The 20807-nt window shown below is 43.6% G+C and carries 24 protein-coding genes; 8 read left to right on the forward strand and 16 right to left on the reverse strand.

Annotated features, from left to right (window positions below; translation table 11 throughout):
• The 4 genes from BZG83_RS05370 to BZG83_RS05385 all read right to left on the reverse strand — a co-directional run.
• Positions 1-249 (reverse strand): ECF-type sigma factor (locus BZG83_RS05370; protein WP_241828272.1); only part of this gene is annotated, 249 nt, incomplete at its 3' end.
• Positions 239-1666 carry a hypothetical protein gene (locus tag BZG83_RS05375; RefSeq protein WP_077479666.1) on the reverse strand — a complete coding sequence of 476 codons (1428 nt, stop codon included), beginning with the start codon at positions 1664-1666 and terminating at the stop codon, positions 239-241. The genes BZG83_RS05370 and BZG83_RS05375, both read right to left, overlap by 11 nt.
• A complete protein-coding gene (locus tag BZG83_RS05380) occupies positions 1656-2969 on the reverse strand; it encodes a serine/threonine protein kinase (protein WP_077479667.1) in 1314 nt (437 codons plus the stop codon). Before BZG83_RS05380 ends, BZG83_RS05375 begins: the two co-directional genes overlap by 11 nt.
• 67 nt (positions 2970-3036) lie before the next feature.
• On the reverse strand, positions 3037-3660 hold the full coding sequence (locus BZG83_RS05385) for a LysE family translocator (RefSeq protein WP_198536735.1): 624 nt from the start codon (positions 3658-3660) through the stop codon (positions 3037-3039).
• A 266-nt stretch (positions 3661-3926) separates the two neighbouring features.
• Here BZG83_RS05385 and metN point away from each other — a divergent pair, with 266 nt between their 5' ends.
• The 3 genes from metN (at position 3927) to metQ (ending at position 6566) form a co-directional block, all read left to right on the forward strand.
• Positions 3927-4961 carry a methionine ABC transporter ATP-binding protein MetN gene (gene metN / locus BZG83_RS05390; RefSeq protein WP_077479669.1) on the forward strand — a complete coding sequence of 345 codons (1035 nt, stop codon included), beginning with the start codon at positions 3927-3929 and terminating at the stop codon, positions 4959-4961.
• Positions 4951-5637 carry a methionine ABC transporter permease gene (locus BZG83_RS05395; RefSeq protein ID WP_077479670.1) on the forward strand — a complete coding sequence of 229 codons (687 nt, stop codon included), beginning with the start codon at positions 4951-4953 and terminating at the stop codon, positions 5635-5637. Before metN ends, BZG83_RS05395 begins: the two co-directional genes overlap by 11 nt.
• A gap of 113 nt (positions 5638-5750) precedes the next feature.
• Positions 5751-6566 carry a methionine ABC transporter substrate-binding lipoprotein MetQ gene (gene metQ, locus BZG83_RS05400; RefSeq protein WP_077479671.1) on the forward strand — a complete coding sequence of 272 codons (816 nt, stop codon included), beginning with the start codon at positions 5751-5753 and terminating at the stop codon, positions 6564-6566.
• Between the two features lie 59 nt (positions 6567-6625).
• Here the strand turns inward: metQ and BZG83_RS05405 are convergent, their stop codons facing one another.
• Together BZG83_RS05405 and BZG83_RS05410 are read right to left on the reverse strand one after the other, a co-directional pair.
• Entirely contained in the window at positions 6626-7231 is a 606-nt protein-coding gene (locus BZG83_RS05405) for an isochorismatase family cysteine hydrolase (protein ID WP_077479672.1), read from the reverse strand.
• Between the two features lie 152 nt (positions 7232-7383).
• Positions 7384-8232, reverse strand: coding sequence for a LysR family transcriptional regulator (locus BZG83_RS05410; protein WP_077479673.1), 849 nt, complete (start codon positions 8230-8232; stop codon positions 7384-7386).
• Between the two features lie 91 nt (positions 8233-8323).
• Between BZG83_RS05410 and BZG83_RS17120 the strand changes: the two genes are divergently transcribed.
• Complete coding sequence (locus BZG83_RS17120) at positions 8324-8455, forward strand: helix-turn-helix domain-containing transcriptional regulator (RefSeq protein ID WP_077479703.1); 132 nt, start codon at positions 8324-8326, stop codon at positions 8453-8455.
• A 42-nt stretch (positions 8456-8497) separates the two neighbouring features.
• Here the strand turns inward: BZG83_RS17120 and BZG83_RS05420 are convergent, their stop codons facing one another.
• The 3 genes from BZG83_RS05420 to BZG83_RS05430 are packed head-to-tail and all read right to left on the reverse strand — an operon-like array spanning position 8498 to position 11206.
• Positions 8498-9283, reverse strand: coding sequence for a TSUP family transporter (locus BZG83_RS05420; protein ID WP_077479674.1), 786 nt, complete (start codon positions 9281-9283; stop codon positions 8498-8500).
• Between the two features lie 20 nt (positions 9284-9303).
• Complete coding sequence (locus tag BZG83_RS05425) at positions 9304-10176, reverse strand: NAD(P)-dependent oxidoreductase (RefSeq protein WP_077479675.1); 873 nt, start codon at positions 10174-10176, stop codon at positions 9304-9306.
• 10 nt (positions 10177-10186) lie between these two features.
• Positions 10187-11206 (reverse strand): TauD/TfdA family dioxygenase, encoded by a 1020-nt coding sequence (locus tag BZG83_RS05430; protein WP_077479676.1) that lies wholly within the window; start codon positions 11204-11206, stop codon positions 10187-10189.
• Between the two features lie 394 nt (positions 11207-11600).
• Between BZG83_RS05430 and BZG83_RS05435 the strand changes: the two genes are divergently transcribed.
• The gene (locus BZG83_RS05435; protein WP_077479677.1) at positions 11601-12941 is read left to right on the forward strand and encodes an aminotransferase-like domain-containing protein; all 1341 of its coding nucleotides are present in this window, start codon (positions 11601-11603) and stop codon (positions 12939-12941) included.
• Positions 12942-13731: 790 nt separating this feature from the next.
• On the opposite strand, the gene BZG83_RS05445 is transcribed toward BZG83_RS05435, so the two are convergent.
• Positions 13732-14241 (reverse strand): hypothetical protein, encoded by a 510-nt coding sequence (locus BZG83_RS05445; protein ID WP_077479679.1) that lies wholly within the window; start codon positions 14239-14241, stop codon positions 13732-13734.
• A 503-nt stretch (positions 14242-14744) separates the two neighbouring features.
• Here BZG83_RS05445 and BZG83_RS16985 point away from each other — a divergent pair.
• Both BZG83_RS16985 and BZG83_RS16990 read left to right on the forward strand, forming a co-directional pair.
• Positions 14745-14882 carry a helix-turn-helix domain-containing transcriptional regulator gene (locus tag BZG83_RS16985; protein ID WP_241825824.1) on the forward strand — a complete coding sequence of 46 codons (138 nt, stop codon included), beginning with the start codon at positions 14745-14747 and terminating at the stop codon, positions 14880-14882.
• Positions 14882-14986 (forward strand): helix-turn-helix domain-containing transcriptional regulator, encoded by a 105-nt coding sequence (locus tag BZG83_RS16990; protein ID WP_241825825.1) that lies wholly within the window; start codon positions 14882-14884, stop codon positions 14984-14986. Before BZG83_RS16985 ends, BZG83_RS16990 begins: the two co-directional genes overlap by 1 nt.
• Before the next feature lie 82 nt (positions 14987-15068).
• Here BZG83_RS16990 and BZG83_RS05455 read toward each other — a convergent pair whose 3' ends face one another.
• From BZG83_RS05455 to BZG83_RS05480, 6 genes are all read right to left on the reverse strand, one after another.
• Positions 15069-16424 (reverse strand): reverse transcriptase domain-containing protein, encoded by a 1356-nt coding sequence (locus BZG83_RS05455; RefSeq protein ID WP_077479680.1) that lies wholly within the window; start codon positions 16422-16424, stop codon positions 15069-15071.
• Positions 16417-16992, reverse strand: coding sequence for an SLATT domain-containing protein (locus tag BZG83_RS05460; RefSeq protein WP_077479681.1), 576 nt, complete (start codon positions 16990-16992; stop codon positions 16417-16419). The genes BZG83_RS05455 and BZG83_RS05460 overlap by 8 nt, the downstream gene beginning before the upstream one ends.
• A 290-nt stretch (positions 16993-17282) precedes the next feature.
• Positions 17283-17705 (reverse strand): CBS domain-containing protein, encoded by a 423-nt coding sequence (locus BZG83_RS05465; RefSeq protein ID WP_077479682.1) that lies wholly within the window; start codon positions 17703-17705, stop codon positions 17283-17285.
• Entirely contained in the window at positions 17702-18052 is a 351-nt protein-coding gene (locus BZG83_RS05470) for a P-II family nitrogen regulator (protein ID WP_069587355.1), read from the reverse strand. The genes BZG83_RS05465 and BZG83_RS05470 overlap by 4 nt, the downstream gene beginning before the upstream one ends.
• A 9-nt stretch (positions 18053-18061) precedes the next feature.
• Positions 18062-18841 carry a DUF1538 domain-containing protein gene (locus BZG83_RS05475; protein ID WP_077479683.1) on the reverse strand — a complete coding sequence of 260 codons (780 nt, stop codon included), beginning with the start codon at positions 18839-18841 and terminating at the stop codon, positions 18062-18064.
• Complete coding sequence (locus BZG83_RS05480) at positions 18841-19566, reverse strand: DUF1538 domain-containing protein (protein ID WP_077479684.1); 726 nt, start codon at positions 19564-19566, stop codon at positions 18841-18843. Before BZG83_RS05480 ends, BZG83_RS05475 begins: the two co-directional genes overlap by 1 nt.
• Positions 19567-19801: 235 nt before the next feature.
• Here BZG83_RS05480 and BZG83_RS05485 point away from each other — a divergent pair, with 235 nt between their 5' ends.
• Positions 19802-20695 carry a TIGR01777 family oxidoreductase gene (locus BZG83_RS05485; RefSeq protein ID WP_077479685.1) on the forward strand — a complete coding sequence of 298 codons (894 nt, stop codon included), beginning with the start codon at positions 19802-19804 and terminating at the stop codon, positions 20693-20695.
• Positions 20696-20807 lie beyond the last annotated feature (112 nt).

A 20807-nucleotide genomic window follows, 5' to 3' on the forward strand; every position in this document is an offset into this window, starting at 1 on the left:
ATTCACATCTGTTAAATCCACTTGCGTCATTTTGATATAAGCTTCATTAACAAGCATAGTATCACTGTGAATAGCATCACTAATAATCGTGTTGTCAGCACCAAAGTTATCACTACTTCTTTTGCTTTCACGTGCCGCCAGTTGCTTTAACCTAGCATAAGCCAGATGGTAAAGTTCTGATTCAGATTGTCGATCACCTTGCTTCCATTGTAAAAGAAGCTGTGTGAAGTCAGCGTTTTTATTCATCATATTTTGTATACATACTTGTCTTAATAGTTTTTAAACTGGGCAAACCATGCTTATCTAATATTTTTATTTGATTGTATTGATAGATAGTCCCGCCTAACCAACTTTCATTAACTGGCAAGTACTCCCAACTGGTGTATTGATCGCCCTTATCTATATCAAACCAACTCACAGTAACATTGAGTGCAGACAAAGCAGTCTTGCCCGTTTCATTTAGCCACCAGGCATCTCGATACAAAAACTTATCCATTAACTGATAGCTTGATTCTGTGATCGGACAATGATCTGTTTCTTTAGGCCCTTCTAGGAGACGATCACCTTTCATCAATACGCACTGAGATGAAGTTTTGCTGCCATTAAATGTTTTCTTTATCCATACTCCGGAGTAATCAATAAAACTCTCTTTACGCTTCGGATAAATAAAAGTCACACCTTCAGCAACATTGTTGTGTTCAATATGTTTTTTTTTGCCTAGCCCCTGAGATTTCTCCATTAAAAGATGCGTTTTCTCATCATAATTTATGGCAATAGAACGATATTTCCAATCGCTACCATCTTGTCGATCGTCAATGTAAAAGCCATTTAATTGATATTGTCGACAGCCCTGTCTAGCACAACTTACTAGACCTCGTCCACCACCAAATTCACTGAGTGGGCTGACCACTACCTTCTGGTCGTTACTAGGATCAAGCTGGCACCCTTTGAACCTATCGCCTATTGAAGGATATTCAATGATCGTGTCATCTGTTATCTCAAAAACCGTTTTGCCTATCGGCGCGTGGTAATAAGGATTCCTTAGTTGGTCAAGATTAATGGCGCAGATATTTCCTTTATAGTCTCTTTTCTTGACGGTTTCATAGATGAACACTGTATCTTTCCCATCAAGAACTTTATGCTCTGAAGCAAATCTATCCTTAATATACTCGTGGCTTTTTTTAAGGTGACGTGCAGCTTCTTCGATGGATACAAATGCAAGTTGAAACTCATCCAGATGACTATCTAAGTAGCTTAAGTCAAGATTGTTTAGTGTGTTTATTAGCCCAGTATTGTTCCTCACACTGTCATCAATCGTGATGTTATTACGGTTATTTGGTGTACTATCCAGTGACATCAGTAAGCGAGTAAGATTAATACTTTTACTTGGCTGAGTGGAAATATTATTAGGAGTCACAATTTCTTGACCTGAAATTGCACTAATTAAAGCTCCGCGGTTATCTTGACCTAAATAAAATTTAACAGCGTCACCCTCGTCATATTCAAATCGACCTTTATCCGTAAAGCCTTGATGCCCCGAGGATGTTTCGTAATATAAACCTGTAACAGGAGCATCAATAAAGTAGCCACTTAATTGCGGCTCACTTTGCGCAGGCAGTATCACACTCATGTAGAATAATAAAAGCAGTGTAATTTTATTTTTCATTTTTTGAAGTACTCGGATGAGGGACCATCATAGCGACAATTAATTTTTGTTTAACATCATCAGAGACATGGGGATTTGCAAGAATTTGACGACGAGAAAGATCTAACATCACCTCAAAACTAATCGGGTGGTCGTACGTTTCTTTACCATGAAACATCAACTGTGTCAGATGCATAACCAGCTCTTCAGATGCCTGTTTTTCAGAATAAAGCTGCTGATTTTTTTTCACTAACACTAGGCTAAACACAAACGCAGACACGACCAACACGATCGATAAAAATAGAGGGATAGGCCGTCGTCGTACTAAACAGCGTAATCGATAGAGCCAATTATCTTGCTTAACAGAAATCGGCTTTTTATTCATCACATGAATAACGTCATTACGAAGCTGGTTGACAGTCACGTAGCGATTATCTGCCTCTTCTTCTGTCGCTTTAGTAATTACCAATGCCAACTCTTGATTGGGCTTTTTACCGTCCGCAGTCAGTAGAAATGCTAACAATTTGCCTAATGCGTATACGTCTGTTTGTTGGGTAAGGTATTCGCCACGTTTTTGTTCAGGGCTTGCATAACTCTCACTGTAGGCCAACACACCATCATCACTATCAGGGCTTGGATAGCATTCAAGTTTTTGTGTGAGGTTAAAGTCGATAATTTTGGCCTGTCCGTCTCTATCAATCAGGATATTATCCGGCTTAATATCACCATGAATCATTTGGTGGCGATGCGCATGCTCAATCGCTGAGCAAATCGACACAAACAAGGATAGTCGTGCCTTGTGCGACGTTGGCTGCGTTGCTATCTGCTTTCCAAGCGTGCATCCATCCACATACTCCATGACAATATAAACACACCCGTCACTGATCCCGCCATCAAACACCTTTGCGATACAGGGGTGACTTAAACGCGCTAACATCTGTGCTTCTTTGAACAGAGAATTTCTACCGATAATAGGGTACAAAGAGGGGTGGATACACTTTATGGCAAGTTCTTGTTCAAACGTACTATCATCGCGATAAGCGCGATACACAACCCCCATTCCACCGCGGCCAATCTCCTCACCGAGACGATATTTATCCAATGTAGTATTCGGTTCAAACAGCTGTGATGCGATGAAAGATTGAGCCCCATCTGACCAAATTTGGCTCAGCAATGGCTGTGTATCGCAATGATAGAATGGCAAGAGTTGTGCGTATTGAGAGGGAGACGTGACTTTCAACCGACTTAACCATACTTCCTGTTCTTCCTCGGACAAATCGAGAAAATCATAAACAAGCTGCGTCTCAGCCCCACCAAATTGCACAATAATCGACCAAGCCTATGAATTTAAGTGGTTATTCTAATTATTTGCAGAATTATTAAAAGTTAATTCACCCCAACGCCAACCAAAATCCGACCCCGATCATCAGGGTGCCGGCGATTCGGTTCAGCAATTGCACATTGCCCTTTTGCTGCAAAAACTGACGCAAGGTACGCCCACCGCTGGCATATAGCATTAAACAACTAAATTCCGTGCAAAGGATGATCAACACCAGCACGCTCAACTGGCTGGGGAGTGACATTGCAGGGTTAATAAACGGCGGCAACAGCGAGATCATAAACGCCCAACCTTTTGGGTTGGCAATGGCGGTAACAAAGCCTTGCGCGGCCAACGACAATGCCGAGGCTTCATTGGGGGTATCGTCATCATCATTTGGGATCGCCATCTTGCCGCGAGAGCGCCACATTTGTACGCCTAAATACGCCAAGTACACACCACCGACATATTTAAACACCTGAAACACCGCGGGATAGTTCAGCATCACCGTCGCCACACCAATGACAGAGGCGATCGCAACCAGCCCCACGCCGATAAGCTCGCCCCACATCATATGTAAGCTACGCTTAACGCCAATTGTCATGCCAAGGGTCATCGATAATGTCATGCACATGCCGGGCGTGACCGACACGAAAAAAAAGGTAGGGATGAACAGCGTCAGCATGGTGGTATCAATTAAAAGCGGAGACATAAAAACAACAGTCTTAACAGTTAGGTACAGGAGCTGTCAGTTAACGCGCTTTGCCTGCAGAGATCAAGCCCTTCGCTCACTTTATAACCGGACGGTTAGACTTATTGCCATTTGGACGTCTAGAAGTAAAAATATCCATTGACTTGTTTTTAACGAACCCATAGCATCAATAACCAGAGAGACCCGACAGCCAAGGTGCAAGGCGCTGGACAGCTGCGAGATGTCATAAGATTTATCGCTAAGGACATGTGATGATTGAGATAAAACAACTCAACAAGGTATTCGAACTCGGGGAGCGCCGAATTCATGCCCTTAAAGACATCAATTTATTTATTCCGAAAGGAAAAGTGTTTGGTGTGATTGGCGCCTCTGGCGCGGGCAAAAGCACGCTGATCCGGATGGTTAACCTGCTTGAGCGCCCAACCAGCGGCTCAGTGACCGTGGGCGGCGTCAACCTTACTGCGTTACCCAACCGCGAGTTAACCCAAGCGCGCCGTAAAATCGGCATGATTTTCCAACACTTTAACCTGCTGTCGTCGCGCACCGTGTTCGACAATATCGCCCTGCCGCTGGAGCTCAGTGGTACGCGCCGCGATGAAATTGAAACGCGCGTCAGCGAGTTGCTCGATTTGGTCGGCTTGGTCGATAAGCGTGATGTGTATCCTGCCAGCCTCAGTGGTGGACAAAAGCAGCGTGTCGCTATCGCTCGCGCGCTGGCGCCAAGCCCAAATGTATTGCTCTGTGATGAAGCAACCAGCGCATTGGATCCGGCTACAACCCAATCAATTTTGTCGTTGCTGCAAACCATTAATGAAAAACTCAACCTCACCATTTTGCTGATCACCCACGAAATGGATGTGGTGAAGCGCATTTGTCATGACGTGGCGATTATTGGTGATGGCGAACTGGTTGAGTCTGGCCCCGTAGGCGATATTTTTGCTCATCCTAAATCCGAGTTAGCGAAAAACTTTATTCGCTCCACCTTGGATTTATCGGTGCCACACGACTACGCCCAACGCTTACAAAAAGACTACTTTAAAGGCAGCTATCCGCTGGTGCGTCTAGAATTTACAGGCGCCACCGTCGACGAGCCACTGATCAGCCAGATGTCGCGCTTATTTAATATTGATATCAGCATCTTAAGCTCTGACATTGATTACGCTGGCGGCGTGAAATTTGGTCTACTCTTGGCGGAGATTATGGGCCCGAAAAGTGCCGTTGATGATGCGATTCACTACCTAAACAAACACCATGTCGCCACGGAGGTACTTGGCTATGTCGATTGATGCGTTAACCCAATGGATTGGACAAAACCAAGCACTGATTGAACTGCTGACCGATGCCACCGGCCAAACCATTTATATGGTGTTGGTCTCTGGGCTGCTTGGCTTTGTATTCGGGATCCCACTTGGCGTGCTGCTGCACATCACCAAAAAAGGCGGACTGAAAGCACAGCCACGGGTTAATCAAATTTTGGGCGCCGTCGTGAACATCGGCCGTTCAATTCCGTTTATTATTTTGTTGGTGGCTATCATCCCATTCACTCGCTTTGTGGTGGGCACCTCCATCGGCACCGCGGCAGCCATTGTGCCGCTCACGGTCGGCGCGATTCCATTTATTGCACGTTTGGTGGAAGGGGCGCTTTTAGAGCTACCTGCAGGGTTGGAAGAAGCCGCAAAAGCGATGGGCGCAACCCCAACCCAAATCATTTACAAAGTGCTGCTGCCCGAAGCGCTACCGGGGATCATCAATGGTGCCACCATCACCTTAGTCACCTTGGTGAGCTATTCAGCCATGGCGGGTGCCGTCGGCGGTGGCGGCCTCGGGGATGTGGGCATTCGCTACGGTTATCAGCGCTTTGATACCACCGTCATGCTGATCACAGTTGTGATGCTGGTCGTGCTGGTACAAGCGATTCAATCATGCGGAGATTACTTAGTGCGTCGCACAAATCACCGCTAAATACCCAAACACATAAACACAACATTTGTCCCAGCCACTTGGGATGCCACACGGCCTCAAGTGGTGCGGGAATACCGTCAAAACGGATACGTTTTTTAAAAGGGAGACAGACAATGAAAACCACGATTAAAACACTGCTTGCCACACTTGGACTGGCCTCAACCCTTGTCCTTACCGGCTGTGGAGAAAAAGAAGCTGCCGTGCAAGACAACAGCAAAATCACCGTTGGCGTCATGGCCGGTGAAGAAGCACAAGTGGCCGAATATGCGGTTCAAGAAGCCAAAAAACTCGGCCTTGAGGTGAAACTCATCACCTTTACCGACTATGTATCCCCTAACGCCGCCCTCGCCGATGGCTCTGTGGACGTGAATGCCTTCCAGCACAAACCGTACCTCGACGCACAAATCAAAGACCGTGGCTACGAGTTTGCGATTGCAGGCAACACCTTTGTGTATCCGATTGCGGCCTACTCTTACAAACTCGATAGCGTGGCCGATTTGCCTGAAGGCGGCAAAATTGCCGTACCTAACAACCCATCGAACCTTGGCCGTTCGCTGGTATTGCTTGAACAGCAAGGCATTATCAAACTCAAAGAAGGCGCTGGCATTAACGCCACCAAACTGGATATCGTTGAGAACCCGAAAAACGTGGAAATCATCGAGCTAGAAACGCCACAACTGCCTCGCTCACTGGAAGATGTAGACATTGCGATCATCAACAACACCTTTGCCGCGGGCGTGGGCCTAACCCCAAGCAAAGACGGTTTGTTTGTTGAAGACAAAGAATCGCCTTACGTGAACCTGATTGTGGCGCGCAAAGACAACGTAGACGCTGAAAACGTGAAAAACTTTGTTAAAGCCTACCAAACCGACGCGGTTTACAACGCCGCAATGGAAGTTTTTGACGGCGCAGTGGTAAAAGGCTGGTAAGCCAGTCCGCTCACCACACTGAAATACTCAAGCCCGCGCTGAAAAGTGCGGGCTTTTTGCTATGAAGTAATAATACTGCGCGTCGATTGAATAGAAGCGTAGCGATCTCCCAACGCTGCCATTGATACTGTATGAACAGAGCGTTCATCAATTGTGCTTCCTTGATGATCCGGTAATGAGCGTGACGCACAGGCATCTTCACAAACGATCACTTCATATCCTCGTTCTAGAGCACCAATCGTCGTTGCCATAACGCACATATGACTCATAAAGCCTGCAACCAAAATTTGAGTACAACCGGTTCGTATCAAGGCACTTTCAAGCTCTGTATTATAAAACGAGCTAGGTAGCATCTTGTGTATCACCTTCTCGCTGGAAATAGGTGTCAAACAACTGACAACATCAGACAGCTCACTATCACAGTTAAAGATGGGGGAGCTTGAACTTCCTTTATGTAAAACATGAAAAACCGGAACAGACAGGCGGCGTGCTTTATCAAGGATTTTTTGGGCATTAAACAATGCTTTTTCTCCGGATTTTCCTAAAGGCAAGGCACCGTGTATATATTCATTCTGATAGTCGATAAAAATAACCGCTACACTTTCCCAATTGACTTTACAGTTACTCGCTCCGGCAATATCTCTGAGTGTTTTAATCTCATTCATCGTCTTTCTCCTCGAAAACTAAGCCAATTATATCCACCTGCCGAAACGGATTAAGTGCTATTGATGCACATGGGATGTGCAAAAATGCTTATCAGTGAAGCGTTAGTCTTTGACTTACCTATTTTTGATATAGCGAGGGGTATGGAAAGCAGCTAAATCATGGTTTGACATATCTTCGCTACTTCATCCATTACAATTTTCTTTGACGTGGAGGCATGCGTTCTTTTCGAGGAAAGCATCCAAATATCACGTTTTATGGGTTGTTCGGGCTCCAAAGTCACTAAAGGGCTGGAGCGAAGTGTTATTTCGGGTAATAGCGCAACACCATAGCCAAGCTCTGCTGCCTTTTTCTGTAGAGATACAGTATCAGCCTGGAATCGAATTGACTTAAGGCCATGCTTTTCTATTAAAAATTGACACTCTCTTAAATGGCTCAGCTCAGAGGTATAAGTGACAATATTCACTGGCTCACCGTTTTTCAATCTCTCAATCCAAAACGCGTTTCCTGCAATCAGAAAGGAGCATTCTCCCACTTTTTTACATATGGACTCTCCTTGCTTAGGTAGTCCCATTCTTAACGCAATATCAACCTCTTGCTTCGATACATTCAGATTCCTAGTCGATGTATCTACTTCTATTCTCAGTTCTGGAAAACGGTATTGAAGACTTTTTAGTTGCTCAACGAGCATGCTCTCAGCTAAAAATGGCACCATCGAAATCTTCACCGACTGGTTAAAACGAGCGTCTGGAGAAATTGACTCCGATAATCCATCAACCTCATCTCTCACAATCACAGAGCGCTCATAGAGTAATTCGCCCTCTATTGAGGGCGTAAATCCATCTCCAGTACGATCGAAAAGGTTGATTCGTAACGCGTCTTCAAGCCGATTAATACGCCTTGAAATCGTCGCATGGTTTACATTTAACCTCGCTGCTGCGTCACTGACCTTGCCTGATTCGTAAAGCGCCAGAAAGTACTTTAAATCGTCCCAATTTATCACCGCTAGGCTCTCCTAAAGATCAGGTAAAAATGCAAACCGAATAAAGGCATCTAACTACGCACCCTAACACATAAAAACCTAAACATATGATATTGCAACCCAAACCGGTCTTTCACGAGAAACGCTCTACCGCACACTCAGCCCAAAAGGCAATCCTAACCTCAAGACACTGATGGCGATTGTGGATGCGTTAGGTGACTCATTTGATCAACAACGCCGATAGAAAGCCACCTACACAACAGAGTGAGCGGTGGCTTCACTATTATTAGGCAAGCAGAAATTTATATCCCAGCGAGAACATCAAAAGGCTGAGTGAGGCTGAAATGGTTCTACGTATCAGTTTTGGCCCGTACTTCATCGCCGACGAACTACCAACGTGATTGCCGATCAAATTCATTGCTACCAAAGGCAATGCCAGAAGGTACAGCACGTGGCCTGCAATCATAAAGGCAATAAGAGCACCAATATTGGATGCAAAATTAAATAGCTTGGAAGTTGCAGACGCAGCCACCAGTTCAAATCTGAGTAAATAATGCAGTGCTAATATCAAGAAGCTGCCTGTTCCTGGACCAAAAAAACCATCATAAAACCCAATTACAAACACCGCAGCAGGTACACCAAACAAGAGTACGCCTTTGCTCACAGGCTTTTCCGTTTCTTCACTTAGTTTTCCTTTTGGAAGAAAGGAAAAGATGATCCCTACCGGCAGCATCGCCAAGATAATTTTACCAATCGTCTCTGGGTCAAAATAGAGAATGGCCTCTGCCCCGACATAGGCACCAAGTAAACCAGCGGGTATCCCTGTTGCCACTGCAGTCCAAATTACTTTTTTATTTCGAATGAAATTGCGTATTGCTGCGATAGTACCTAATGTGCTGACAACTTTTTCTTGTCCAAGAGCTAATTGAGGTGGCAGTCCAGCAAGGATAAAAGATGGAACTAAGATTAATCCTCCACCGCCTGCTACTGAGTCAATGAAACCGGCCGCAAAGGCCGATACCATTAATGCTATTAGTATTAAAAGTGTAATGTCGTTACCAAAGAGTTCCATACTGAAAATTCCTGTCGAAGTTATCGATTGTAGACTTTGAAAAGTGCAGACGTATCCATACGACCCAAACCTTGTTGCTGTAGGGATTGATATTCACTATCTACTTTTTCTGTTAACGGAAGATCAATACCCATCTTATTTGCTTCATTAAGGCAAATGCTGAGATCTTTGTGCATCCAGTCAATTGCAAATCCAAAATCGAACTTATCTTGCGACATAGTTACGGTTCTGTTCTCCATTTGCCATGACCCCGCCGCACCATGCCTTAACACATCAACTAACTGGTTTATATTTAGACCTGCTTTTTTTGCCAGAAGGAGGCCTTCGCTTAGCCCTTTCAACACGCCTGCAATACAGATTTGGTTGACCATCTTACTGCGCTGCCCTTGGCCATTTTTTCCCATTAAAGTTGATTGCTTACCATAATTTTTCATCACGGGCTCTACGTGTTCAAAAACAGTTTGCTCACCACCACACATAATTGTAAGAGCTGCGTTTTCAGCTCCAGCCTGCCCACCTGATACTGGAGCATCAATAAACGAAATATTCTTTTCCATACAGACTTTGGCTAATTCTTCTGCAAGCTCTGCAGATGTTGTCGTGTGGTCAACCAAAACAGAACCTGGGACCATACCAGCGAGTACTCCGTCTTCGCCATATACAACACTTCTTACATCTTCATCATTCCCCACGCATAAAAATACAATGTCACAGTTTGTCGCAGCTAACCGAGGAGTTGGCTGATATTCACCGGAAAATTGTTGAGCCCATAGCTTTGCTTTGCTTTCTGTACGATTAAACACTTTGGTCTTGTGCCCTGCTTTTGCAAGATGACCCGCCATTGGAAAACCCATTACACCTAAACCAATAAAAGCGACGTTGTTTGATTTCATATTATTTTCCTTAATCTTTTCCAATATGGTTAAATTCTGGGCTGGCTGGAACGATACGCTCTAACGTACTCATCCCAAACATGCGAGCTAACCAGCGGTCTGTACCATCTGATCTAGATTTAAACCCTTCGCGACTATGTAGAAGCCGTTGATTTTTTATTATCAATAAATCACCTGGTTGATAGACCACGTATTGTTTTAACGACTCATTTTTTAACTGAGCCTCCAGCATAACTAGTGCTGCTGCGGCACTCTCGGTAAGAGGAGTGGTATTTTCCTTGTCATAACGACATAACATCACACCGTCTTCGCTAATTACTAAAATAGGAAGACGGCTCGAACGAGACTGACCGAATGAATCAGGCCGGTTAATACGGAAGTTAGATTGGCATAATTCGTTGACTACACCGCGGCTCAGTTGAGCAATCAACTTATCCAATAGAATAAAATTTGATCGAACCTTGAGATCGGAACGCAATGCCATCAGTGATAAAAATTCAGGACAGCCACTTCGTTCTGTAACGGGCTCACTTGATAATGGTAAATCTGGGTTGTCTACATGATGACCAAAGGTAAAAGTGGAGCCATGAGATGACTTTTCATTTAGAGCATTGAGTGCAGGTACCACATGTCTAAATAAGAATCCTTTATTTTCACTTTGGTATGAGACTGGTTCAACCTTAGCCAATTGATATATCCCAATATGGATTGCGCTAGCTAAAGGAGTTTTTGATGGGGGAACATACCCGTTGTAAGGTGTCGCACATAAATTACTATCAACAGGTAAACCACGGACAATCAGGGCGCATTGATCATCATCTGACTTAAAGTCCTGAATAGCATTGATTACTTCATCATTAAGACTGTGTTTGACTACGTTCCCAAGCCACTCTCTTACGTTAAGCCACTCATTGTCCTCTCGAAACCGTAAATTACTGAATGCTCTTTTTAGCTTATTTGTAGCGTTGTATGATACATGTACTTCTTGAACACTTTGCTTTTTAGGTGTCTCTAACACTTCTTTTTGCATTTCTTAAGCCTGATTTGATGTTGTCATTGCTTTTATTGAGTTATCTCAATTTTGTTTTATATGTAGACTATTGCCGAAAATGACATATGTCAATAGAGTTGGTGTGTTTATTTAAAAGAGTCAAAAACCAAAAGACAGATGTTATAATCGATTGAAAGTGAGGATTGTCCCAAGAGGTAGGGAGAGCGTTTTAGTTGATTTTTGTTTAATTTTTGGTTTTTAAAATGTTAACGATATGTATATGCAAGCATATTTTAATCAAGTATTGTTGGCATAAATTGTTTAATTATCGAACGATCATTTGGTTGGTTGATGGTAGACAAATCTAATTATCAGCAAGTTACAGTTAACAATAAGCTAATTAATTCGCTTTCCATATCCTAGGAGTCCCTTTGTGAATAATAGTAAGTTCATTCGTATAGCTGAAGCTATAGAGCAGAAAATTGAAACAGGTGAGTTCCCGCCAGGCTCAAAGCTACCCACCCATCGTTTACTCGCTGACGAACTTGGAACGACGCCTGCTACCGTTGCAAAAGCTTATAAGTTGCTTAACAACAGAGGGTGTTTGGAGTCATTTGTTGGTCGTGGCACGTTCGTGAGAGCAAACTCGGAACTTGATAAAGCCATACAAGCCCCCGATGAAGAAACACACTTTAACTTCTCAATACTTCAACCTTGCCTAGAGAGAAATGTACCTGCATTGAAGAATGCCTACCGGCAATCCGCGGAGTTACTGACCCCTTCTGAAATTGGATATGTTGAGAGCTCTGGACATAAGGCCCATAGGGCGGCCGGTGTTAAATGGGCGAAACAGTACGGTTTAGAGGGGGCAAACAACGGTAATATGTTACTGACGAATGGGGCGCAGCACGCTTTATCTTTACTCGTTGACACTTTGACTAAGCCAGGTGACACGATTCTAGTCGAACGACTCACCTATCCAGGTATTTTGGCAATCGTAAATATGTCTGACCGTCATGTGATTGGTGTGGACCTTGATGAGTATGGTTTATGCCCACAAGCTTTAGAGGTTGCAATTGAAGCACATCAAGCTGCAATGGTAATAGCAATTCCTAGTCATCAGAACCCAACAGGGATTTCAATGCCAGAATCCCGAAAAAAGGAAATAGCACGAGTTATCAATGATAAGAAAGTTTGGCTGGTTGAAGATGATATTTATTGCTTTTTAGATGATGAGCCAGTTCCTCCAATAGCTAATTTTTCCCCAGATTATACGTTCCACATTTCTGCGTTATCTAAGGCAATTAGCCCTGCGATGCGTTGTGGTTACTTAAAAGCCCCAGACAGTCAGATAACGGCTCTTAATGCAAATATTCGAACTAATATTTGGCTTGCGTCTCCAATTAATTTTATTGCAGCGACATTGTTAATTGAATCTGGTGATGCTTTTCGGTTAGCAGACCAACAAAGGAAAGCTGCACATAAAAGGCAGAAAATGGTAAGGGAGATTTTTACTTCCATTGATTTTACGGCCTCTGGGTACCATATTTGGCTACCATTACCTGCCCATTGGCAGCCGGATCGATTTGCTATGGAGGCAAAAAATCGAGGGGTAATAGTTACCAGTGGTAGTTACTTCTGCGCAAACAATGGAAGTACTCCACATGTCAGATTGTCTCTGATGTCAATCGGGAATGAGGCTCGATTGAGAGATGGCTTGAATCAGCTCCAAAGATTATTGAGTTCTGACATTAATAGTTTTTTTCCAAACTAAAGGGATCAATGCGTTAGGTGGATGATTTGATCAACAACGCCCCCATCAAACTGACTGAGCCCGCGCTGAAAAGTGCGGGCTTTTTGGTATCCGCTGAGTGATGATTTGGGTGCCAAAGAGTAAGGTATGTTTTTTGTTAAATCGAAGCCTTTATCTGTTGCTCTAATGTAAAGGATGACGTATCTAGTGGAAAACTATGAGAGATTAATTCAAAAAACCACGAATGCCTTCACTTTTGCCCAAAACGGTTGGTACATTTAGACACCCCCAAATCTAGATATGAAGCCACATAGGGCGAAAAGATAATGCCAACTCATTACATTTTATCGAAGAGGATTTATGAGTAAATCTGACAAATACCTTTCATTAATCACATTCTTATTTATCACTCTCGCTATATCACTGACTAGTGGCTATCAATACATTGGTGATTTTGTAGAGAAAGGATTAAGCGCACTAAGCATGTTCATCGGCTACTTTGTCCTTATCGCATTGTTTTCCATTTATAAAGACGTATCTTTGTTTACTAAAAAACAGCTGATGTCCATTGCGTTTCTATCAGTATTCATCACACTCGCGTCTTATATCTATCCATATTTTAAATACTCAGAGCAAAATCCAAGCGACCTAATGTCAACTTTTATCTATGACATTGTAATAAACGTGATTATTTTCACTCTTCTCTTTAAGGAATCAAAGCGTGAACGAAGTTCCACTCGAATATAGCTAAAATCGTCGCCAAGCTGTGACTAAAAAACAATTACACAAATAGCCCAAAAATCTTTTCATATCACTTCACCAAATCAATATTTAAACACGGCCTTTCGGCCACCTGAACACTTCTTAAATCGCCTTTAAGTGCTTTAAAGAGCTTATTTTCTACTTTTCTTTTTTCCATTGCTCGCTCTAAAGTATTAAAATATAGCTTTGATGGCGTTTCAAATTCAGGATTAATTCTTCTTAGTTCTGAAAAGCATTTATTTAAGGATATTAAGTTAGAGAGTTTCTCACTCGCAAAATCCTGAGTGATGATTATGTCCTCATCTAAGCTGATCTTTATCAGTGACTTCCACTCTTGGCTGGCAGATATAGCAACTTTAATCAAGTCATCATCAACATAGGTATCACTAATTGCTCGCTCATAGTCATCCCTAACACCATTATTATCTAAATCAACCCCTTCAATGGTATTGTCACCTGGCGTTGGATCTGGTTCTAGCTTCACATCAACTAAATGCTGCCAAGATGATGCACTAGCAAAAACAAAAGCCAGCAATACAATTAATTTTAGCCCTCTCACCTTATCCTCAATTTCGCACTAAGAAATTATTCGATCTAGGACTTACAATGCATGATTAGGTATAAGATCAAAATCTTAATCACTCGCTTTTAGAGTGACAAAACCTAAAAATAGAAACATTACATTTATCAGTTGCATATTTTTACGATCAACATATAAATTAACACTCTATAAAAGTGACACATGGACATAAATTAAAAACCCAAGTAGCCATAGAAGTCGCGCTAAGTTACTAATAAATAAATTGATTACGTTCACGTCTAACGATGCGAGTCAGATCGCTGATGATAGAGTTGAATGCGCTGTATCTCTATCTCTGTGTGTACCTTAAATACGATAGATTCACTTGCCAAAGGCGTAGCTTCAAAGCTACATTTAGGCGTGGAAAAGTCGATAAAAGAGACGACAGTTTTTAGTGAGTGGCTACGAGGATTACAGGATCTCAAAGCCAGAACAGTTGTATCCTGACGGTTTGGGAGTCATTGATTTTGAGGAGTACAACTATGGTTGTCGCTACTGAAGTAACTTTACACGCTTTTGACCCAGCGGAGTTCTTGGACAATCAAGAAGCACTTCAAGCTTACTTAGACGAAGCGGTGCAAACGGGCGATCCCGCATTTATCGCCGATGCTCTGGTGTAATCGCTCGCACCAAAGGAATGGCAGATATCGCCAAGCAAACCGGTCTTTCACGAGAAACGCTCTACCGCACATTCAGCCAAAAAGGCAACCCCTCAAGGCACTGATCGCGATTGTGAATGCGTTAGGGATGGAGTTGAGGCTTTATTCCTGGAAAGCAGGTAACAAACTTGTAATGGTTTATAAACCCTAAGAAAATGACGTGATATCTGTTTCCATCGCTCTTACCTCACGATTAATAATCGACCAGAACGCACTTTTAAGATCTTGATCTGTAAGTTTCACCTTATGAGGTCTAGTTCCTCTATCATAAGCTACAACCTCTCTCATGCTTTTATAATTATATTCATCGAAATTGGGAAAGTAACTGCTCTCCCACTTTTCATGTTTTATAACATGAATAGCACGAGTAAGCTTTTTCACCCCCTTATATTCAACTCGATGTCTAGCGCAAAGATTTTTTATCATATTATCCATTTCAAAGAGCATAGGCATATCATTCATTTCTGAAAAGAAAAAAAGCCAACCTTTTCTCTTTCCATTAGATATACACCCTGTGATTCTTAGGTTTAATTTCCAAAAAAGTAGAGCCTTAGATTTTTTCTTTCCAGCATTTGCGTACAGAGTAAAAATAGAGGCAATCGAATCTTGAAATCTTTTTCTGCTAGAAGCCCTAACAGAAATATTAGTTTTCTCTTTTTTATTAACTTCCTTTGTTTTTACATCACAATTATATAGATATCCTAGATAAGAAAACTCATTAAGAATACTTTTAACTTCAGTTTTACCATCAGAATTATTTTTTTCATGAATAGATAAGTTTATGCTTTCCACTTTATCTTTGAACTCCTTGTATATATCTTCAGAACTGGAGCTACTACAAAATATTAGAACGTCATCGACATATCTCTTGTAGAAAAAAGGCCTRCCTTTAAAGCTTTCGTCTAGTTCTAAAAAGTATATTTCAGCAAGAATGTTTGATATCGACAACCCTTGGGGAATGCCACATTCATTTAAAGATTTCTTTTTAAAACCATTTTTTACTGCACTTTCTATTAAAGTTATTGCCTCTTTTTCAATACCTAGTTCTTTTAACTTTTTCACAAGAATGGAATGGTCAATACTAGGATAGAAATCCTTTATATCTATTTTAATAACAGTCTCATAATTTTCAGAGTTAATGGCTGATTTTACCTCTCTAGTTACCTGCTGCGGAACTTTCATACTCAACCTGTCAGATAATCTACTATGAAGGTAACCCTGAAGCGCCTTAAGAGTAATTCTATCTCTTAGCGTAGGTATTGCAATCTGCCTAGGAAGTTTATTTGCTCCTTTTAATATAAGCTTCTCTTTATACCTAGTGAATTTATACTCTTCAAAATAGACTTTGCTTACAATCCTTGATAGTTCTTCATTCTGATTTCTAGAAAAATGCTTGGGTAAAATATTATCTACCCCTGTGACCTTTGTTTGGCTAAAGCTATCAATATATATACGTCTTAGGTTTTCTAAAGTGAAAGTATTAGATATAGATTGGCTAGTCATAATAGTTCATAAAAAAAATGAGGTTTAAAACAGGAAAAACAAAAAGGAAAACAGGAAGAAAAAAGTCCCAAAATATAAGAAAATAGTATATAAAAAAGTCTTTCCCACATGGTATTATGGTAAGGCTTGATTTTTCTACAGAATTCTGATAAACATCAACTTTTGCTCTCAAAAAGTCCAGTGAAGTATGATTTTCACAAGAGTCCAATACTTTCGTATAATTTTTAAAATTTTCATCATCCATCCTTTCACTTTTAGATTTCTTTTTTGAATTCAAGATCATATATATTCGTTGCAACTCAATATATCCAGCTTTAAAATTATTAGCTCTTTCTCTAAAACGTCCTAAGGAGCTGAATAACGAGAAGCCAAAAACAAAAACTGAGAAGCAGACAAAAACCTTAGATATTATCTCAGGTTGCTTTTCACCAATAAATATTATGGAAGAGGCGACTCCCCAAAGGGAGTACCAGAACATAAAAAAATCTGAATATCGGGCATGTTTAAGTAGACGCTCTTCTGCTTTTATCCAACATTTCCTTGTCCACCAAACATTATCTTTATTCATTTACTCCTCCTAAAAGAGCTCCGCTGGGAAAACTTTGAGACCGTTAACGCCTCTAAGTCTTTACTTGAGGCTACTGTCACCTTCATGACAGTAAGCGATAGAATCGCCTCTTGATTAGAGCCACCTCCACTCTATCTAAGGGAGGCTTATTCAGTCACACACCAGCGGAGCTAGAATAAATACTAGCAGCTGTAAAAAGTCCATACAATTGAAAAAGTAAACGTGAGTGACTATGGATTTTTTAAACAAACGTAAATCAATAAATACAGTGGAAGTTCATATCCTCCCCCCTAATCCTTCCTATGCTGACTCTCCACTTCTTCGGCGAGCATGCCGTAGATCACGATCAGGTTATAACTGACCATGCCGAGGACTTGGCCGTTTTCAATAACGGGCGCGCGGCTGATGCCGAAGCGTTCGAATAAACGGGCGCAGTATTTCACGTTCATATTGGGAGAGACGCCAAGCGCGGGTTTGGTCATAATTTCATAAACGTTGACCCGTGATGGCGCGCGGTTTTTGGCGAGCACTTTTTTGGCAATGTCGTTCATTAACACAATGCCGAATTCGTCATGCTCATCGCGTTTATTGACGATAATCGCTTTCACTTCTTGTTCGCGTGCAATGCGGATCGCTTCTTCGACCGTGGTGAGCCCATCAATACACACGGCATGGGCATGCATCACATCTCTTACCGTTTTATGTTGTTTCATAACTCGTCCTTCACCACTTCGGTTAATTCTCGCATTTGGTGGGCTACGCCCACGGCATCTTCCACATCTATTTGCACCGCAATACCACTGCCGGAGGTGGCATCAAACTCGCCCACGTCATTAATGGTTTCGAGAATAGCGCGTGATAAGTGCTCTTCCACCAAGAAGATAGCCACGTCTCGCTGTACATCCAGCGTCAGCCCTAAAAAGGTTTTCTTTTTCACCAAGCCTTCGCCACGCGCGTTGTTAATAATGGTCGCGCCGGTAGCGCCGGCTTGTCTGGCGGCATCGAGCACCGCATCGGTTTTAGCGTCTTCAATAAACGCCATGATTAATTTGAACCGCATAGGCTCTCCTTACGATGAACGCTGTGCGTGCTTTTTCTGTAAATAGGCTGTGATTTGGGCATAGCCCATCACGGTGATCATCGGAAACAAACTGGCAAACGCAATTAAGCCAAACCCATCGAGCATCGGGTTTCTTCCCGGTACGGTAGAGGCTAGCCCTAATCCCAGCGCCGTTACCAAGGGCACGGTGACGGTTGAGGTGGTCACCCCTCCAGAATCATAGGCCAAGGGCACGATAAACGGCGGGGCAAAATAGGTTTGGATCACCACCACCACATAGCCGGTGATGATGTAGTAATGGAGCGGGTCGCCCACCACAATGCGATAGCACCCCAAGGCAATTCCCATTGCCACGCCAAGCGCCACCGAGGCCCGTAAGCCGTTCACTCGAATCGCTCCRCCCGAAACCTTGGCCGCTTTGATCGCCACCGCGATCAATGAGGGTTCGGCCACCGTGGTGCTAAAACCAATTGCGGCACCAAATAGGTATACCCAGTAATAGGCCTGCCAATTAATCTCGCCGCCTGCTTTGAGTGCGTCGCCAACAAAATCAGTGGCAGTAAGCTGCTCGGCCATCGAAGCCCCAAGCGGGAATAGCGCCAGCTCCAGCCCCATTAAAAATAGGCTCAAGCCCAAAATGACATAGAAAAAACCAAACAAGATCCGTTTGGGGTTGTTGAGCGCTTTGCGCAGCACAAAGAGTTGAAAGCCAAAGATGATCGCGATAATCGGGATCACATCGCGCACGGTGGAGAAAAAGGTGTCGATAAACAGGCGCAGACCATCCATCACGCCACCACCATGCCGTAAGCCATCACAAAGATCATCGGTGATAGCGAGGCGAACGCAATCAAACCAAAGCCATCCACCATCGGGTTACGCCCTTTAATCACGGTTGCCAACCCCACGCCGAGCGCGGTCACCAATGGCACTGTAATCGTGGAGGTGGTTACCCCACCCGAGTCATAAGCAATGCCGATAATGCTGGGCGGTGCCACCATAGTCATCGCCACCACCAGCAAGTAGCCGCCGATAATTAAGCGGTGGATCGGCCAACCTTTCATAATCCGCACTACGCCAAGCACAATCGCAAAGCCGACAGAAAGCGCCACGGTTAGCCGCAGCCCATTGGCGTAGCTGTCTTTGGCTGCCTCTGTGGTGTTTATCATCCCGCCATTGGCGGCCACATCAGCCGCTTCCGCCGCCACCGCGGTGAGTGCAGGTTCCGCAATCGTGGTGCCAAAGCCAAGTAGGAAGGCAAACGCAATTAACCACCCTAAACTGCCTTTGTGGGCCAGCGAATGCGCCATCGATTCGCCAATCGGGAACAGCCCCATGTCTAAGCCGTACACAAATAAGGTCAGCCCAACGACCACGAGCACTAGCCCAATGGTGATGGATAACCAATTGGGCAATGGCTGGTTAAGGACAACCACTTGAAAGAAACCAATCACTAAAATGATGGRTAAGAGATCGCGAAAACTGCCAAGTAGTGATTTGAACAACGCCTGCATGTGGGTGACATGACTCCCTGCGTAACGAACATCGACCTTGAAAAGGCACAGTGTTTATATGCCTATTTATGTTAGCACTCCCAATGTGCGGTGCGAGTGACAAAGCAGAAAACTGCGCGATCAAACCAATTTTCGCTGCCACACGTAACAGGATACAAAGCAACCACTTGCGCTTAGTGGAAAAGCCCCTTAGCGTTAACAGCAGAGATTTCGTCACCCTTTTAGGACTCTAGGCATGAATATTTTAATCACAGGTGGCACGGGCCTGATTGGCAAAGCCTTGGTCGCCAAGCTGCAGCCGCAACATCAACTCACCGTGCTCTCGCGCGACAAAGAAAAGGTGACAAAGATATTCGGGGACTCGGTCGCCGCGATAGAGCGTCTTGACGACCTTCCCCACCTGAATGATTTTGATGCTGTGATTAACCTTGCCGGTGAGCCAATTGCCGATAAGCGTTGGAGCGAGCAGCAAAAAGGGATCATTTGTACCAGCCGTTGGGGGCTAACAGAAAAGCTGGTGGAGAAAATCCATGCCAGCAGCACGCCGCCCCATACTTTTATTAGCGGCTCGGCAGTGGGGTACTACGGCGATCAGCAAGACCATCCATTCGATGAAACCTTGGTGGTCCATGCCGATGATTTTGCTCAGCATGTGTGTCATCAGTGGGAAAAAATTGCCTTAAAAGGCGCCTCGCAACATACGCGAGTCTGTCTGCTGCGTACCGGTGTGGTGTTAAGCGCTGAAGGCGGCGCACTAAAACGGATGATGTTGCCCTACCAACTTGGCCTTGGTGGCCCGATAGGAAAAGGCCAGCAATACATGCCGTGGATCCATATTGATGATATGGTCGCAGCAATCATTCATTTGCTCGACTCGCCTGCGTTGCAAGGGCCGTTTAACTGCACCGCGCCAGAGCCGGTCACCAATAAACGCTTTAGTCAGGCGCTAGCCAGCGCCTTAAAACGCCCGCACCTTTTCTTTGTGCCTACCGTGGCGATTAAGGCCATGATGGGGGAAGCCTCGCACTTGCTGCTCGATAGCCAGCGCGCCCTGCCCCATGCTCTTGAAGATTCAGGGTTTAAGTTCCAACACCCCAAAGTAGAAGAAGCGATGGCGTCACTATTTTAATCGCCCATTCGCTTTTCGCCTAAGCGTGTTGCTGGTTAGATTTTTCGGGCGTTCTCCACAACAAAGCGGGTATCAAAAAAATTGATACCCGCTTTTTGCATATGAAAGGCGA

This window comes from Salinivibrio sp. PR919 (assembly GCF_001995355.1).
Taxonomy (GTDB): Bacteria; Pseudomonadota; Gammaproteobacteria; order Enterobacterales; family Vibrionaceae; genus Salinivibrio; species Salinivibrio proteolyticus.